The sequence below is a fragment of the Paenibacillus sp. plas6 genome (assembly GCF_057221655.1).
In genome coordinates, this window is the sequence record NZ_CM170151.1 from 2,507,662 (window position 1) to 2,526,241 (window position 18,580).

7 protein-coding genes and 4 tRNA genes are annotated in these 18,580 nt (G+C 39.8%); all 11 read left to right on the forward strand.

What is annotated here, in order from left to right; translation table 11 throughout:
• Positions 1-54: 54 nt before the first annotated feature.
• Positions 55-960 carry a carbohydrate ABC transporter permease gene (locus tag AC2TDL_RS11340; RefSeq protein WP_484696228.1) on the forward strand — a complete coding sequence of 302 codons (906 nt, stop codon included), beginning with the start codon at positions 55-57 and terminating at the stop codon, positions 958-960.
• Positions 950-1,774 carry a carbohydrate ABC transporter permease gene (locus tag AC2TDL_RS11345; protein ID WP_484696229.1) on the forward strand — a complete coding sequence of 275 codons (825 nt, stop codon included), beginning with the start codon at positions 950-952 and terminating at the stop codon, positions 1,772-1,774. The genes AC2TDL_RS11340 and AC2TDL_RS11345 overlap by 11 nt, the downstream gene beginning before the upstream one ends.
• The gene (locus tag AC2TDL_RS11350) at positions 1,774-5,178 is read left to right on the forward strand and encodes a glycoside hydrolase family 31 protein (protein WP_484696230.1); all 3,405 of its coding nucleotides are present in this window, start codon (positions 1,774-1,776) and stop codon (positions 5,176-5,178) included. Before AC2TDL_RS11345 ends, AC2TDL_RS11350 begins: the two co-directional genes overlap by 1 nt.
• A gap of 109 nt (positions 5,179-5,287) precedes the next feature.
• Positions 5,288-8,575 (forward strand): TIM-barrel domain-containing protein, encoded by a 3,288-nt coding sequence (locus AC2TDL_RS11355; protein WP_484696231.1) that lies wholly within the window; start codon positions 5,288-5,290, stop codon positions 8,573-8,575.
• Between the two features lie 49 nt (positions 8,576-8,624).
• A complete protein-coding gene (locus tag AC2TDL_RS11360; protein ID WP_484696232.1) occupies positions 8,625-12,473 on the forward strand; it encodes a TIM-barrel domain-containing protein in 3,849 nt (1,282 codons plus the stop codon).
• 209 nt (positions 12,474-12,682) lie between these two features.
• Positions 12,683-12,757, forward strand: a tRNA-Gly gene (locus AC2TDL_RS11365).
• Between the two features lie 6 nt (positions 12,758-12,763).
• Positions 12,764-12,840 (forward strand) — tRNA-Arg (locus AC2TDL_RS11370).
• 16 nt (positions 12,841-12,856) lie between these two features.
• A tRNA-Pro gene (locus tag AC2TDL_RS11375) sits at positions 12,857-12,933 on the forward strand.
• 8 nt (positions 12,934-12,941) lie between these two features.
• Positions 12,942-13,015: transfer RNA gene (locus tag AC2TDL_RS11380), tRNA-Gly, on the forward strand.
• Positions 13,016-14,157: 1,142 nt separating this feature from the next.
• Positions 14,158-16,962, forward strand: a complete 2,805-nt coding sequence (gene ppc / locus AC2TDL_RS11385; protein ID WP_484696233.1) for a phosphoenolpyruvate carboxylase — start codon at positions 14,158-14,160, stop codon at positions 16,960-16,962.
• A gap of 412 nt (positions 16,963-17,374) precedes the next feature.
• Positions 17,375-18,472, forward strand: coding sequence for a S1C family serine protease (locus tag AC2TDL_RS11390; protein ID WP_484696234.1), 1,098 nt, complete (start codon positions 17,375-17,377; stop codon positions 18,470-18,472).
• The last annotated feature ends 108 nt before the right edge of the window (positions 18,473-18,580 follow it).

Genomic DNA, 18,580 nt, shown 5'->3' on the forward strand with positions numbered 1-18,580 from the left:
GCGGTAAGAATATTAAATCATCTTACTGCTCCTACGTATATAATGAGGTGCTCTATGATAAGAAATTCAAACTGGAAAAAAAGAATGATGATTTTGGCATTTCTGTTGCCGTCATTATTTGGACTGATTGTATTTAGTATTATTCCAATCGTATATTCGTTCATCATTAGTTTTACTGATTGGAATGGACTAAATGAATGGAGCATTGCCGAAGGTGTGCCTCAGTTTCTTGGCATAGCTAATTATATAGAAATATTAAAAAGTGAAGAATTCTGGAAAGTTTTAGGTAACACATTCTACTTTATTGTACTTTATATCCCGCTTATGTTGGCTGTAGCGATATTATGTGCAGTATTGCTTAATCAGAAACGTAAGGGCGTTGGCTTATTTCGAGTCATCTATTTTATACCTGTATTAACTTCATGGGTGGCAGCTTCGTTGATTTGGAAATGGTTGCTAAGCAAGGATTACGGTCCGATTAATCAACTGCTAGATTTTATTGGAATAGATGGACCAGCTTGGTTGCAGGATCCAAACTGGGCAATTCCAGGTATTGTACTGGCAAGTGTATGGAAGGATCTTGGTTACTTTTCTTTAATACTGCTTGGCGGATTACAAGGAATTAACCCAAGCTACTACGAGGCAGCGCAAATTGATGGAGCTAATGCAGTACAAAAACTAGTAAAAATAACGATACCGTTGTTAACACCGATTTTATTCTTCGTCATGATTATCAGCATCATTAACTCCTTTCAACTATTCCCGCAAGTAATGATAATGACTGAGGGAGGTCCGTATGGATCGACACAAGTTATGGTAGAAAGAATTTATCGTTATTCATTTAACTACTACAAAATGGGTTACGCTTCTGCATTTTCATGGATATTGTTTATCATTATTTTCATCTTTACGATGATTCAGATGAAACTGCAAAAAAAGTGGGTGCACTATGACAGCTAATCGACAGTTCCAAACATTACTTTTTTATGTTGTAGCATGTGTATTGGCGTTTTTTGCACTGCTGCCATTTGTCTGGATGCTTAGCACTTCTTTAAAAACAGAAGGCGCATTAATGAGTATTCCAATTCAATGGATTCCCGATCCAATTAGTTTTAATGCCTATGAAAAACTATTTGAACTGTTTCCATTCGCTAGAGCATTAATGAATAGTACGTTTATTACGATTGGTACGACAGTTGTGCGTCTTCTTTCTGCACTTATGGCAGCTTATATTTTTGCTAAAGTGGAGTTTAAGGGAAGAGAAGTGTTATTCGCTTTATATCTTGCGACAATGATGGTGCCAGCTCAAGTTACGACAATACCGATGTTTCTAGTGCTTAAGGAATTACAGCTTATTAATACGTATTCAGGACTTATTTTTCCTTCGATCTTCAATGCATTTGCAATTTTTATGCTACGTCAACATATAAAAACTATTCACGATGATTTTCTTGATGCGGCTTATATGGATGGTGCTAACCACGTTCAAGTATTTCGTAAAATTATAGTCCCGCTTAGCGCACCGATTGTTGTGACGCTTGGTGTGCTAGTTGTAATGGAGGCATGGGGAGATTATTTTTGGCCGCTTATTGTATTAACTGAAAAAGAAAAAATGACACTAACACTCGCTCTAGCTCAGCTAAATGGTCAATTTTCTAGTAAATACAATATTTTAATGGCTGGCAGTTTAATTTCAATGATCCCAATACTTATTGTCTATTTATTTGCACAAAAGTACTTTAAAGAAGGCTTACAGCTAGGGGGAATTAAATAATGCTAAATCATAAAGAAACGGTGGTCACAGTTGATCAGTTTTTGCTTGCTTATGCGCAATTAAAACGTGGCCATACTGAAGCTGCGAGCGAGCAGCTTCAGCGCATTATCAACTTATCAGATAAGCAGCAACTGCCGTTGCCATGCTTGGCAGGCTGGTTATGGTTATTAGGGGAATATGTAGTAAAAACGAAGGATACAACACACTACGAACAATCTGTACAGTTTGTTTATGAGCTAGTTAGCCAAATCGCAGAAGCGTGGCAAGAGCCGCAGCAACATTGGATTTATCCGAATAAAGAAGGAAGATTTTTAAGTCAGCTTGGTTTATATTATGCGGCTTTACGTTCAGCAACCTTTTTACAACTATCTGATCTCGCATTAAGAACATGCAAAGAGATGAGAGAGCAATTATTCTCGAAATTTATGAACAATATCGGCATGGTGAGTGAACAGGGGACTTCAGACGTTGAAGCAGATATTGTACTGGCAACAGTTCCATTTGGTTTTTTCACTCCAGGAGATTTAGCTTTGCTGAAAGCTTTAGAAAACATTGATGAATCATTACTAACTGGAAAAGAAGCAGCATTTTTTAGTATGTATTATGCAGAAAGTGAGCAGCAAGTAAAGGCTAAGCAGCTTTGTAACCAAGCTCAAGCAAAGGCTAGCAAGTTGTCTGATGAAGAGCGGAATTGGGTGGCTGCAGCAGAACAGTTAATTCAGTTGCATGAGGATGTGACCGAGCTAAGCTTCGATCATGTGCCGCTTGGTGCAGAGTGTCCGTATTTTTCCGGAATTAATGAACGCTCTCCGAGAATTGTGCTTGAAAATTCTCAGGTGCGTGTAGGGGTGTTCATTAAAGGAACTAAAGTTAAAGAGCTTCGCCATGTATATTTGAGCTATCAGGTGAATGAAGAGCCGTGGCAAGAGGCTGAACTTATAAGTACAGTTACTGAAAGTGGCGAGCAGGTTTGGGAAGGTTATATTCCTCCAGCAGAAAAGTATAGCCAGGTTAAATACTGTTTTTCAGCAATTGACCAAGCTGGCAGCTTAATTCAATCTAATCAATTTGGATATGATGTTTTAGCTTGGGAAAGCTTAAAGCTTCAATATAAATCTAAGGATGGCGCGCTACTTTACTATTTCATAACGAACCAAAATCAATGGTGCATCGTGCAAAGAGAGCGTGTAAATGACACTGATCGCTACAAGCTTGTTACGATAGATGAACAGGAGATCCAAAAGCAAGAGCTCATCGCAATTAGCGAAGCAGATCAACAAGCCAATGTTCCTGTTATTCAACTATTAATGAATGGTTCAGGTCAATTGGTAAAAGCAAGGCTAGCCTTTACGATCGAACCTTCATCTTTATGGTACGGCATGGGCGAGCGATTTAAGACGCTAAATTTTTCTAATTGTGAAATTGATAATTATGTCTATAACCAGTACAAGGATCAAGGACATCGAACGTATATCCCTGTACCGCTTGCTATTGGGACGCAAGGTTTTGGGGTCTTTTTAGCAAGCTCTCTATATTCGTTATTCCGCTTTGGCACTGCGCAGACTGATTTATTAGAAATAGAAGCTGATATTGATAGTTCTAAAGGTGAGCTAGTTTGGCATTATTTAACTGGTTCGCCTGCTGAGCAACTATCACAATATACAGCGATTACTGGGCGACCAAAACTTCCTCCAAAATGGGCATTCGGCCCTTGGATGAGCAGTAATAACTGGGATAGCGATGCAGAAACGCGTTATCAACTAGATCAAAATAAAAAGTATTCGATTCCGGCAACTGTAATCGTGCTTGAGCAATGGAGTGACGAGGCTACATTCTACATCTTTAACGACGCGCAATATGAAACTAAGTCTGGAGGTGAGGTGTTCAGCTATAGTGACTTCCAGTTTCCAAGCTGGGGAAGATGGCCAGATCCGAAAGGGCTTGTCGAGACGATTCATGAAGCTGGTTTAAGGATTCTATTATGGCAAGCTCCAGTGATGAAGTATATGGAGGGTCTTGCTCATATTCAACACGATATTGACGAGGAATATATGATTGCTAATGGTTATATGGTGAAGCGGGCAGACGGAAGTGCTTATCGTATACCTGGCTTTGAATGGTTCCGCGGCAGTCTAGTTCCTGACTTTACAAATGAGCAAGCAACACAGTGGTGGCTATCGAAACGTAAATATTTACTGGAAGAAATAGGGATTGATGGATTTAAAACTGATGGTGGGGAATGTATTTACGGCAGTGATTTGCAATTTGCGGATGGGCGAGACGGTAAAGCAATGCGCAATGAATACTCCAACACATATGTCGGTGCCTTCCATAACTTTGCAAATCAATTTGTAAAAGGCGGAGCAATTACATTCAGCCGTTCGGGTTATACTGGAGCGCAAAATGTACCTATGCATTGGGCTGGAGATGAAAAATCAACTTTCCAAGCCTTCCGTTCAAGTCTTATTGCAGGGCTTAGCAGCGGCTTATCGGGAATTCCTTTCTGGGGATGGGATTTTGCAGGATTTTCTGGGGAAATTCCAACTGCTGAACTATATATTCGCTCGACTCAAATGGCTGCATTCTGCCCAGTAATGCAATACCACGCAGAAAGCAAGGGGCAATTCAATATGGATCGCACGCCTTGGAACATTGCTGAGCGTACCAATACCCCTGAAGTGTTAACGATTTATAAAAAATTCGCTGACCTTAGAATGAATCTACTTCCATATATTTATGAGCAAGCGCAGTACAGTTCACAAAGCGGGGAGCCGCTTATGCGAGCATTGCTGTTGGATTATCCAGATGATGTTATAGCAAGCAAGATCGAGACTGAATATTTGTTTGGTAAAGCATTGCTTGTTGCTCCTATATTAGAGGATGGTTTGAGAAAGATTGATGTATATTTCCCTCAAGGAAGCTGGATTAGCTTCTTTAATGAATATGAGAAACCGATTCAAGGTGGACAGCAGTTAACGATTGAGGCGGAGCTTGAGCATATTCCAGTTTATTTAAGAGAAAATCAAGTCGTTCCAGTAAACTTAGATGATAGCTTAAAGCTTGCTTCGCATGTTGGCAATCAAGTAGACGGATACCATGAACTTGTATTTATTATGTATGCGACTTCGCAAGTTCACTATAGCTTTAAGGATGAAGCGAACATTTCTGTTCAATTAAATGTGGAAGTACAGAATAGCGGTTGCGTGTTAAAGGCAGAAGTCGAAGGTGGAATCAATCCAGTATTGTGGATTAAGCAGGCTGGACATATCCCTACAATCATGCTAAATAATCTCGAATTGAAGGAAGTTAAAACAGAGAATGAGCTAGAGGAACGTTGCTTCTTGCGTCGCGGTAATGACTTGCTTGTGCGATTGTCACAAGGAAGCCAAGTTATCGCATGGTAGACCATTTTAGGATTGTGCTGGGAGAGAAGCGAGGCCTTTTCTCCCAGCTTACTTCATAGAATCACCCACATATTCATTCTATTTTTAATAGGAGAGTGATTGTATGCGGATGAAGAAGAGGATTCTTCGAGCAAGTTTGGGCAGCTTCTTAGTATTAGTGCTTATGTATGCCACAGTGATGCCAGTTATGGCTCTTTCGGGAGTGTGGCACAATCCTTATGGTGATGACGATTTGTACTCGGTACAGGAGTCAGAGCGTTACCCGAGAGATCCAAAGGCAGGGGAAATGGTATATATTAAGGCTAATACATGGGAGATTGAACCCGGTCAATCAGTTTGGGTAGAATGGCAAAAGAATGGCGTATGGCAAACACCGATAGGTGCCTCTTGGAAATATAATTCCTCCAGTGATTCGTACTGGGAAGCAGCACTAGGCAGTTTTAACAAAGGTGACCATATCATTTACTATGTCAAAGCAGATGTGAATGGCACCAATACGAAAACGGTTGGACCATTCGAATTTAAGGTGACTGATTGGGAAAGTTTAGCGAAAATCAATAGCTACAGTAATCAAGGTGATCATATTGTATTCGAAGGTGAAGCGAATACAGGCACCTTTACTCCGAAATTAAACCTCTTATTTGAAAACAGCGAAACGGTAAGAGTTCAGCTATCGCCAAATGGATTAGGAACATTTGATAGCGGACAAGCCATTTTTACCGTTGACGAAACCTCATCTTACTACGATGTAAAGACATCAGACATTACCGTTCGTGTACAGAAAAATCCATTCCGCATGAGTATTTACAAGGCAGACGGAACAACGTTAATTACTGAACAGTATAACCCTTCATTAAGTCGTACAATGTCATGGCTAACTGACGGGTCAAGCGTCATTGATAAAGTTCAAGATAATTTCTACACGCCACTTGATGAGCAATTTTATGGCTTTGGCGAGCGTTATAACGAGCTGGGCAAGCGTGGACAAGTTATTGATAACTATGTGTTTAATCAATACTTGAATCAAAATGAAAAAACATATATGTCTATTCCTTATTTTGTTAGTACTAAAAATTACGGTTTGCTAGTTAACAGCACATATTATTCAAAATTTGAAATGGCTTCAAGCGGAGTAGCTAATGATCAGTATCGTTTCTCTGTTGATACTGGCGGTGACCTTACTTCACTGCTTGACTATACGATTTATACAGGCAGCGATATGAAGCAAGTTATGGAGCATTATGCTAACGATGTTGCTTTACCAGCTTTGTTACCTAAATGGGGCTTTGGCTTGTGGTTGTCTGCCAATGAATGGGATCGTCAAAGTGAAGTAGAAAACGTGCTAGATCAATTGCAAACACATCAAATTCCTGCAACAGCAATTGTGCTCGAGCAATGGAGTGATGAAGAAACATTCTATATTTGGAATGATGCTACGTATACACCAAAATCGGGTGATCAAACGTTCTCAGCTTCAGATTTCACTTACGGCGGCAGATGGCCAGATCCGACAGGAATGATTGAAGATATTCATAATGCAGGGCTGCGTGTTCTGTTATGGCAAAATCCATCGCAAAAATATACTCCATATCCTTATCAGCAAAAAGATAATGACACAGCCTATATGCTTGCTCAAGGTTACAATGTTAAGGATGGTTCAGGCGGCGACTACCGAATTCCTGCTAATGGATGGTTTGGCAACAGCTTAGTGCCTGACTTTACGAATCCTGCAGCAACAGATTGGTGGCTGTCTAAGCGTGAATATTTATTGCGCGATATGGATATTGACGGTTTCAAGACTGATGGCGGCGAAATCATTTGGGGAAGAAATACGACGTTCTACAATGGTAAAAAGGGAGACGAGATGCGCAATCAGTTCCCGAATGAATATATTAGAGCTTTCTATGATTTAGCAAAATCGTATAAATCAGATGCTATGTCTTTTAGTAGAGCTGGTACAACAGGCATTCAGCAATATCCAGCACTTTGGGCAGGCGATCAAGATTCATCCTTTAATACATTAAAACAAGCGTTGCGAGCAGGTTTATCTGCGAATATGTCTGGCGTACCGTTTTGGAGCTGGGATATCGGTGGATTTACTGGATCGTATCCTTCCACTGAGCTATACAAACGTTCGGTTGCTCTAGGTACATTTACACCTGTTATGCAAATTCACTCCGAGAAAGCAAATCCAACTATTAGTGAGGAGCGTACACCTTGGAACGCTGTAGCGCGCAATGGTAATGACAATTCGATCATGACGACCTTCAAAAAATTTGCTAATTTGCGCATGAACTTACTTCCTTACATTTATAGTGAAGCTACACAAACAAGCTTAACCGGGGTGCCGTTAATGCGCGCGATGAGCTTGGAGTACCCTGAAGACAGCAATACTCATAATCTTCAATATCAATATATGTTTGGAAGCCAGTTGTTAGTAGCTCCAATTGTTGATGAAGGTACGACGAACAAGCAAATTTACTTACCAGAAGGAGAATGGATTGATTTCTTCTACGGTGCACAAAGACCGGGCAATCAAACAATTAATTACTATGCAGATGAAGACTCGATCCCTGTTTTTGTTAAAGCAGGAGCAATCTTGCCGCTTAATTTAAATGCGAACTATGAGCTTGCAGGCACGATCGGTAATGAACTGGATTCCTATGAGAATCTTGTATTCCGCGTTTATCCGTCTGGCTACTCTACTTATCAATGGAATGATGATATTGGCGGCGGCAGTGTGGGTGCCTCAATTAAAACGATAATTGCAGATGAAAACTTTAGCACTGGGGAAGTGAATGTTACATTGCCAGCGATGGATATGAACAGTACTGTGCAAGTATTTGCCAGCAAGCCATCAGCAGTAACGATTAATAGTACCAGCGTTCCTGAGCAATCATCAATCTCTGCATTAAGCAGTGTAAGTCAAGGTTGGTATTATGACAGTGTAAATCAACTTGTTTATGTAAAAGTGGCTGCAGGTACATCAGATCGTACAGTAACGCTGACTGGAACTGCAAAAGCAGGGTATGAAGCAGAATTTGCAAAACATAACAATGTTGGAACGAACAATAATCACAGCGGATATATCGGTGTAGGTTTCGTAGACGGATTTGAAACAGTTGGCGACTATATCGAGTTCGAGGTGTATGTACCAACTTCAGGCACATATGATCTTGATGTTAGATATTCATCAGGGGCAGGAGCAGCTTCTAGAAACATTTACGTTAACTCAAGCTATGTAACGACTTTATCATTGCCTGCAACATCTGGTTGGGATGAGTGGGAAACGGCTACAACTAATGTCACGCTTTCAGCAGGCAATAACAAGATAATGATACGCTATGATGCTGGCAATGCATTAGGAGTTAACGTCGACAATATTGTAGTACGTTAATCTTTTATCCAATTAATTAATGTAAATTAGAAGGAGGATGAAGATACAAATGAAGCAGCTAAAGAAGATCCGTAGTACAATTCATATCTTACTAGTGCTTGTCCTCATGCTGCCACTTGGGTTGCTGCCCGCATCCCAAGCGGCAGATGCATACGTTCCGTCCTTAGGTAACGTTCTTAACGTTTCTGTAACCGATGATCAGGTTGTATTAACGATCGATAATGGAAGCGAGCCTAATGACGATATTTTAGAAATTGGAGTAGTATCTGAAAATATTGTAAAGGTCAATTATCGTCCAAATGCTGTTGCTTCAAGTCCTAGTACACCAATGATTGACCCAGATTTAACTTGGGATGACGTAGGAGCAACCATTAATACAACAAGTGACCCGATTACAATTACAACAAGTGAGTTGAAAGTTGAAATTGCCAAATATCCGACAAGATTAACGCTTAAAAAAGCTGATGGCACTACATTGCTATGGGAACCAAGCAGCGGCGGGGTATTCTATGATGGTGTAAGATTTAGACATGACAGCAGTCACAACATTTACGGTATTCGCAGTTATGATGCGATGGAGGATGTTGGTGGTATTATTCGCAATAACAGCGACCATCCTGCACATGCAGGTCATCAAGGAGATGCAGGCGGTCCATTCATGTGGTCTACTGCTGGTTATGGTCTTTTAGTTGACAGTGACGGTGGTTATCCATATACCGAAGGGGCTACTGGTAAACTTGAATTTTATTACGGCGGAACTCCAGTTGAAGGTAGAAGATATGAAAAAACTAATGTTGAATATTATCTGATGGTTGGAGATCCGTACGATATTATGGGTGCATATTCAAAAATCACTGGAACATCTCCAATGATGCCAAAATGGTCACTAGGGCTAAGCAACTTTGAATGGGGAATTAATGAGAGCGAACTAAAAACTTATGTTGATCGTTACCGCGCTTCTAACATTCCGCTAGATGCTTATGCTCTAGATTATGATTGGAAAAAGTATGGGGAATCTGGTTACGGTGAGTTTAAATGGAACACATCTAACTTCCCAAGTTCTTCTTCTACAGCTTTGAAAGATGATATGGATGCGAAAGGGATTAAGCTGATTGGAATTACAAAGCCTCGCATTGTAACAAAAGATTTTAGCAATAATCGGACATCGCAATATTATGATGCTGAAGCGGGTGGCTATTGGTACCCTGGCCATTATGAGTATACCGATTACTTTATTCCTGTTACTGTTCGAAGTGTAGACCCTTATAACAGTGCAGTAAGAGCTTGGTTATGGGAGAAGAGCGAAGAGGCTTTTGATAAAGGTATTGTTGGCTGGTGGAATGACGAAACGGATAAAGTTTCCTCAGGCGCTGCCCAATATTGGTTTGGAAATTTCACATCATTGCACTGGTCACAAGCTATGTATGAAGGCCAAAGAAATTATACAGCAGATAGCACGCGCATATGGCAAACTGCACGTACGTATTATCCTGGTACACAACGTTATGCCACTTCTCTATGGTCCGGAGATATTGGCTCACAATTTTACAAGGGAGAGCTATTCACTTGGGCAACCGGTATGCAGGAGCAATTGCCGATTATGCTTTCAGCTATCAATATGGGACAGCCAAAATGGGGAATGGATGCAGGCGGATTCAATCAGCCCGACGGTACTATAATGAATCCTAACCCTGAGCTATATACTCGCTGGATGCAGTTTGCTGTCGTAACACCGGTTGCAAGACTGCATGGTAATTATAATCAGCAAAGACAGCCATGGTTCTACGGTAAAACAGCAGAGGAAGTATCAAAGAGCGCATTGCACTTGCGTTATTCCTTGCTGCCTTATATGTACGCTTATGAGCGTCAAGCGTATGAAAATGGCGTAGGTTTAGTTCGTCCATTAATTTTTGATTATCCGAATGATTCTAATGTTGCTAACTATACAGACGCATGGATGTTTGGAGATTACTTGCTAGTTTCTCCTGTAGTTGGCAAAGAACAAAAGACAAAGCAAATTTACTTGCCTCAAGGTACATGGATTGATTACTTTAGAGGACAAACTTACACTGGTGGTCAAACGATTGCATACAGTATTAATGATGAGACATGGACAGACATTCCTATTTTTATTAAGCAAGGTGCAATTATTCCATCTCAAGAAGTGCTGAACTATGTAAATGAAAAACCAGTGGAATTGGTAGAGGTTGACGTTTTCCCAAGCTCACAGCCAAGCGAATTTACGTATTATGATGATGATGGTGAAACATATCAATATGAAAACGACAATTACTTTAAGCAACAGTTCACAGCACAAGATCTAGGAAGTTCAGGGTATCAGTTAACTATTGATGGTGCAGTTGGAGACTATGATCCAGATGTTGAGTCCTACTTGATTAAGTTACATGGCAAAGCGGCTACTGCAGTTAGCAGCAATTCTTCTAGTCTTCCATACTACAACAGTTTAACTGAGCTTAAACTGGCTGGCGGCAGCGGTTGGGCAGTTGGTCAAGATTTATATGGTCCAGTAACCTATGTCTTAGTTCCTGCTGGCGACTCAAGCGCTCAGCTTATTCAAGCAACAGGTTCTGCAACTGTAACTGGTACAAGCGCTATTTATGAGGCTGAGGAGGCTTCATTGACAGGGGATTCGCTTGCTACTATGGCTACAGTAAGTGACCAGCATGCAGGCTATTCTGGCTCAGGTTATGTTGACGGATTGCATCAGGAAAATGCAGCAGTAACTTTCTATGCAGATGTAAAAACAGGAGGAGACTTTGACGTTCAATTAAGATATGCGAACGGTACAGGTGATAATCAAAGCGTTAGTATTCTTGTCAACGGGGAAAGAATAGGCTCAACTACATTGTCTCCACTTGCAGACTGGAGTAGCTGGGGCATCCAAACGGAGCGTTTACCGCTAGTGGCAGGACGTAATATCATTACGTTACAGTATGATGCAGAAGCAGGGGACACAGGTAATATTAACATCGATTATATTGAGGTGCCTTTCTATCCAGTTCAAGCAAAGGTAGAGCTTGAACGAGCTAAGTTGTCAGGTGGCGCATCAACTAATCAAGATCATTGGTTCTATACAGGAACATCATTTGTTGACGGATTTACTGCTGCAGGTGCAAGAGCGGACTTTAATATAGAAGTTCCGACAGCAGGCACTTATAATCTATCTCTTCGTTATGCTAACGGCAGCGGTACAAACAAAACGATTAGCACTTATGTAAATGGTGTAAAAGTTCGCCAAAATACGCTTCCAGCCAATGGAACAAATTGGAATGCATGGTCAGAAGTTGTGCAAACTGTCAATCTTAATGCTGGAGTAAATACGATTTCATTTAGATATGACAGTAGTGACAGTGGAAATGTTAATTTGGATCGTGTGCTTATTTCTCAAGGAACGATTACCGAAACAAGAAGTGAAGCGAATTTATTAGATAATGGTGGTTTTGAACGAATAGGCTACGATAGTAATTGGACAGAATGGCATCCAGCTGGTCAAGCACTCGCATTTGGAGTAGACAGCGGTAACGGTATGAATCCGCCAGAGGCTCCTTGGACAGGAAAAAATCGCGCTTACTTCTATTCATCAGGTGCTTACCAGCAAAGCATTCACCAAACAATTTCTGTTCCAGCAAATAATAGCCACTATAAGGTGGAAGCACGAGTTCGTCTAAGCGGAAACGCTGCTAGCATCGCACGACTTGAAGTTGATTATTATGGTGGATCAAGAATAGATGCCGACATTAATCACACTGGTCAATGGACATATATCAGTGTTGATGATGTATATGTAACATCTGGACAACTTGATGTTGGCTTCTATGTAAATTCACCAGGCGGTACGGTGCTGCATATAGATGAAGTACGAGTGACAAAAAAGTAATGGTTTAGCTTACAGGATCGCATATAGAAGGGAGCATCACGCTATATGCGATCCTTCATTTCATTAGTAATGACGGCACTCATCGGGGTTCTTAAAAAAAATCAAAAAAAGTTTTAAAAAACACTTGCATTTTAGTTTTGAAGGTGATATATTATTACTTGTCGCCGCGATGAAATGTTGCGAGTGACAAACGAAAGTAATTAAGTTTTGCGGAAGTGGCTCAGCGGTAGAGCATCGCCTTGCCAAGGCGAGGGTCGCGGGTTCGATTCCCGTCTTCCGCTCCATTATTTGCGGCCTTAGCTCAGCTGGATAGAGCGTTTGACTACGAATCAAAAGGTCAGGAGTTCGAATCTCTTAGGCCGCGCCACTTAATTACACAATAACGGGATGTAGCTCAGCTTGGTAGAGCACCTGGTTTGGGACCAGGGGGTCGCATGTTCAAATCGTGTCATCCCGACCATTAAATAAGCGGGCGTAGTTCAATGGTAGAACTTTAGCCTTCCAAGCTAATAGCGTGGGTTCGATTCCCATCGCCCGCTCCATACATAAAACACAAGCCTTGAGTACTCAAGGCTTTTTTTTGTTGTTTTTAAGGGTATGGCCTCGCTATTTTCTCCATTGCATTGGTGTCTATTTGAGAGGAGATATTTGTAAAATATTTTTGCAGTACGATTATGGAATGAATGTATTCTTTGTTTTATTAATCATTAGGAACAATTGAAAACTATTATTTTTTAAAGATTTTTGGACAGATAACGGAAATGTTTCAAGCTGGAGCATGGTTAGTATTAAAAACATTATTGTTATATCTGGTTATTCCAGAAATCATTGCTATGCTAGTATTGGGATTTGTTTTTACCGTACGTACATATCAGAAGAAGCAACTAATCTTAATCTGTCTAATAACATACAAAGTCGCTTAAAATGAGTGTTTATTACTTGAGAAAATAATGGCTACATTAATTTCTTGCGGCTTCGACCTTATAGAAAACTAAAAATGATTGAAACAAAAAAGCACCTTCGGGTGCTTTTTTGTTTTTTATAGCTTCAATTTAATAAACACTTCAATCTATACCTTTAAAAAACTTACTATTACACAACAATCGTTTTAATCCGTTTTAATCTATGTAGATATGAACATAATCTACATATTTATAAACTATTCTACATATTTATGTGCATAAAAAGTTTAATAATTAAGTTTTATGAGTGTTTATTTTTTGTGTTTTGTGTATATAGGATATTGTTGGAAAAAGCGGCTAGCAGCAAGGGGTAAGTATGGCTGATCAAGCCTCTAAGATTATGCGAATTTATATTTTTCGCATAAATTAACTATTGACAAATGCGTCGAAAATGTATCTAAAATTTGAACGTATCTAATTATTGCCGCAATGTGAAGGGTTATTTGGGGATTGTGCGCACAAATAGATGGTTTATTAGATTTGTACTTATATACATAAATATTTTTTTACTTTTAAAGCGCTTTTAATCGAAATTTGATGTAATTATCAGCTTTTTTTTAGATTAATTATGTTTTTAAGGCTTCTAAGTTGTTGTATTTTGTTGTATAATAGACGGAGTGATTTTTTTGCGAATAACTGAGAGTAATCTTACGAGTTAATTCATAGCTTTTTTTATAAGCATGGTTTGTGAGTTTGCTGTACAGATTGTAGGAGGAAGAGTAATGTCGGATCAAACTGTAACATCAACAGCGACAAGTCGGACGCATTCTAATAATTTACTTAGACGTGATGTTCGTTATCTGGGCAATATTCTCGGTGAAGTGCTTGTTCATCAAGGAGGTCGCGAGCTATTAGAGCTTGTTGAAAAAATTCGTGAGCAAAGTAAGGCGCTGCGTGCCCAATTCGATCCAAAACTGTTTGCTGAGCTAAGAGAAACAATTGTATCATTGAGCTCAGAACAGCGTCACCAAGTAATTCGTGCGTTTGCAATTTATTTTCAATTGGTAAACATTGCAGAACAAAACCATCGTATCAGAAGAAAACGTGATTATGAGTTTCTAGCTGGTGAAGAAGTTCAAAATGGTTCCATTGAAAGTGCAATTAAAGTTCTTAAGGATCTAGAGATTCCACAAGAGGATGTTGAAGAACTGCTAGCGGGGCTTTCTCTAGAGTTGGTTATGACTGCTCATCCAACCGAGGCAACTCGACGTGCTGTATTAGATATTCATAAGCGTATCGCTGAGGATGTCAGAGAGTTGGATAATCCAACGTTGACTCATCGTGAACGTGAGAAGCTAAACGAAAAGTTAATGAATGAAGTGCTTATTTTGTGGCAAACAGATGAGTTACGTGACCGTAAGCCAACCGTTCTTGATGAAGTGAAAAATGGTTTATATTACTTCGATGAAACGTTATTTGAGGCTCTGCCTAATGTTTATGAAGAGCTTGAACGTTGTCTCGCTAAATATTACCCAGATAAAAAATGGCATGTTCCGAGTTATTTGCGTTTCGGCTCATGGATCGGCGGCGACCGTGATGGTAACCCATCCGTAACCTCTGATGTAACATGGAAAGCATTAACTTTGCACCGTCAGCTTGTTGTGCGCAAATATAAAGAACAATTGCGCCAAATGAGTGAAATGCTTAGCTTCAGCACGAATATCGTAAATGTAACTGAAGAACTGCTTGCTTCAATCGAAGAAGATAGAAAAAGAGTATTCATTAAAGCTAGTGAGGTTTGGAGAAATCAAACTGAACCTTATCGTATTAAAATAAATTATATGATTGAAAAACTGCAAAATACGTTAGCTTCCGGCCATGGTGAACCAGTTGTTGGTTATAACAATCCTGATGAATTAATGGAAGATCTTCGTATTATTGATCGCAGCTTGCGCGGTCATTATGCAGATTATTTTGCAGATACGTATTTGTCAAAATTTATACGTCAAGTTGAATTATTTGGTTTCCACTTAATGACGCTTGATATTCGTCAGCATAGTAAAGAGCATGAAAATGCGATGACTGAAGTGCTTCATAAATTAGGCATTGTTGATAATTATGGTGCATTATCAGAAGACGAAAAAATTAAAGTGCTTATAAAACTGTTAGAGGATCAACGTCCATTAACTTCGCATCACATTGAATATACTGATTCGACTCGTGAATGCTTAAATGTATATGAAGTGGTTGCTAAAGCACAAAAAGAATTTGGCGTTAAATGTATTACAAGTTATTTGATTAGTATGACCGAAGCAGCTAGCGATATGCTTGAAGTTATGGTATTCGCTAAAGAGGTAGGTTTATTCCGTATAGACGATAACGGCGTTGTTGAATGTACAATTCAAGCTGTTCCATTGTTTGAAACGATCGATGACCTTCATGCAGCACCTGGCATTATGAAACAACTATTCGATATTCCTACTTATCGTAAAGCTGTTGAAGCTTGCGGTAATATGCATGAAATTATGCTAGGTTATTCTGATAGTAATAAAGACGGTGGCGTTGTTACTGCAAACTGGGAGCTTCGTATCGCACTTAACAGCATTACAGCTGCTGCTGGTGAATATGGTGTTAAATGTAAATTCTTCCATGGTCGCGGTGGCGCACTAGGCCGTGGCGGTATGCCGCTTAACCGCAGTATTTTAGCTCAGCCTCCACATACAGTTGGTGCGGGTATTAAAATTACTGAGCAAGGGGAAGTATTGTCTTCTCGTTATTCCTTAAAAGGAATTGCTTATCGTTCACTTGAACAAGCAACATGGGCGTTAATTACTTCTGCGATGCTTGCGAAATATCCTGAAAAAGGACCGCAAATCGATCCGGAATGGGAAGAAATATCTGCTGAAATTTCTGAGACAGCATTAACGAAATATCAAGATCTTATCTTCCGTGATCCTGATTTCTTGACCTTCTTCAAGGAATCAACTCCGCTTAGCGAAGTTGGTGAGCTAAACATTGGTTCACGTCCATCTAAACGTAAAAACAGTGACCGCTTTGAAGATTTACGTGCAATTCCGTGGGTATTCTCATGGACACAAAGCCGTTACCTATTGCCAGCATGGTATGCAGCAGGTACAGCTATTCAAAAATATGTCGGTGATGATGAGCAGAAGTTAGAGAAATTGCGTACAATGTATGCAAAATTCCCATTCTTCCAAAGTCTTATCGACAACCTGCAAATGGCGCTTGCTAAAGCGGATATGCAAATTGCATCACTTTATGCATCAATGGTTAAAGATGATACAATTCGTGAGCGTATTTTCTCACAAGTGGAAGCTGAATATAAATTGACTTGTGATCTTATTTTGAAAATTACAAATCAAAATGAAATTTTGGATAACGTACCTGTTATTCAAGAGTCAATTCGTTTGCGTAATCCTTATGTCGATCCGCTAAGCTACTTGCAAGTTAAATTGTTAAAAGAATTGCGTGAAATTCGTGAGGCAGACGGCGACGATCAAGAATTGTTGCGTGAAGTGCTTCTTACAATTAACGGTATTGCAGCTGGACTTCGTAACACAGGCTGATAACTTGCACAAATTTAATTGTAGTATTAGGCCGTTTTTAAGTGATTAAACAGTCGGCGGCAGTCCTAATCATTCATATAAACTGCACCTTATAAAGTAGACGCTTTGCAAAAAGCCTGCTTTGTAGGGTGCATTTTTTATATTCAAGCACGCAGATTGATTAAGTGAATTTGCTATCAACGAGGCAACGAGGAGGGGGAATAAAAAAAGCTGTCTAATCCTTTAAAGAAGAGTCATAACTTATATTTGTGAGGTCTAGGGGAAGCGAAATGATAGAATGCCTTTAATGCCGCCGCATAAGTTTTATGTTGCTTTATAGTTTAATTAAGATTAGTTTAAGGTGAACCCTTCATTATAAAGATATGAAATTACTGCATGATAAATAAGCGATTAATGAAGGGAGCCATGCAAAATGATACATGATTACAATATAAATGAACCTAAATCAAATGATAAAACTTTAGCAGAGGGAGCAGCACCTGGTGACGATAAATTTGAGGTCTATTACAAAGAACTAGAAAAGCTGCCGCCGTTAAAAGTGAAAAAAAGAAGATCGATATTGCCAGCTTTCTCAGCTTTTGTCGCTGGGGCATTAATTGTTGGTGGACTTAGCTTTACAGCAGACCGCTTAAATTTGTTTACTGGCGGAAGCTCCGCTGTGGAGCAATATCAATTAAATAGCAGTTACACAACAAGTGCTGGTCTAACAACCGTTTCACATTCGACCGCTAAGTTGACTGCATCAGAGGTATATGCTGCTGCTTCATCATCTGTTGTAAAAATTGAAACATATAGCGAGCCGCAAATGTCCAGCATGTTTGATGATCCGCGTCTATGGCAATTCTTTGGTATGATGCCGCAAGGCAGCATGGAGCAAGAGGATCGTAATGGAGGAGACAACGGTGCGAGCGAGGAGGACAAGCTGCAGCTTAGTGGTTCAGGTACAGGCTTCATTATCGAGGAGTCAGGCTATATCGTAACCAATGCCCATGTAATTAGTGGTGCGAAAAAAATAGAAGTTTCACTTGAAGGCTATGATGAGCCAATTGAAGCTACTGTTGTAAGCGAAAATGATGATTTAGACATTGCCTTAATCAAAATAGAAACGCCAGATGGAGAGAAGCTACCAGCCCTTTCTTTTGCAGATTCTGATGAATTAGTGATCGGCGATTGGGTAATGGCGATCGGTAACCCATATGGCTACGACTATACGTTAACATTAGGTGTTATTAGCGCGAAGGAACGTCCAATTACGATTCAAAATGATGATGGTGAAGAGCAAGTATATGAACATATGCTGCAAACAGATGCTTCAATTAATCCGGGCAATTCAGGCGGCCCATTGCTTAATGAAGCAGGTAAAGTTATCGGAATGAATACTGCAGTAAACGCTGAGGCGCAGGGGATTGGCTTTGCAATTCCATCTAATGTGATTGTGGACTATATTAAAAGTATTTCCTCTAAAGGGAATCGTTCCAGCTCAAGCGGTGACGCAAGCATCAATATTTAAATAGAGCAATTTGGATAATATTTAGCATTGTCACAAAAATGTACAATTTTTCTAAAGATTCGAGTTTTCTGGACTCGAATCTTTTTCCATTTTGCGATAATATATATA

Bases quoted from the DNA above. Each gene is read 5' to 3' on its own strand.
- AC2TDL_RS11340 (WP_484696228.1), top strand. From the start codon at position 55: ATGATAAGAAATTCAAACTGGAAAAAAAGAATGATGATTTTGGCATTT.
- AC2TDL_RS11360 (WP_484696232.1), top strand. From the start codon at position 8,625: ATGAAGCAGCTAAAGAAGATCCGTAGTACAATTCATATCTTACTAGTG.
- AC2TDL_RS11345 (WP_484696229.1), top strand. From the start codon at position 950: ATGACAGCTAATCGACAGTTCCAAACATTACTTTTTTATGTTGTAGCA.
- AC2TDL_RS11390 (WP_484696234.1), top strand. From the start codon at position 17,375: ATGATACATGATTACAATATAAATGAACCTAAATCAAATGATAAAACT.
- AC2TDL_RS11355 (WP_484696231.1), top strand. From the start codon at position 5,288: ATGAAGAAGAGGATTCTTCGAGCAAGTTTGGGCAGCTTCTTAGTATTA.
- AC2TDL_RS11350 (WP_484696230.1), top strand. From the start codon at position 1,774: ATGCTAAATCATAAAGAAACGGTGGTCACAGTTGATCAGTTTTTGCTT.
- ppc (WP_484696233.1), top strand. From the start codon at position 14,158: ATGTCGGATCAAACTGTAACATCAACAGCGACAAGTCGGACGCATTCT.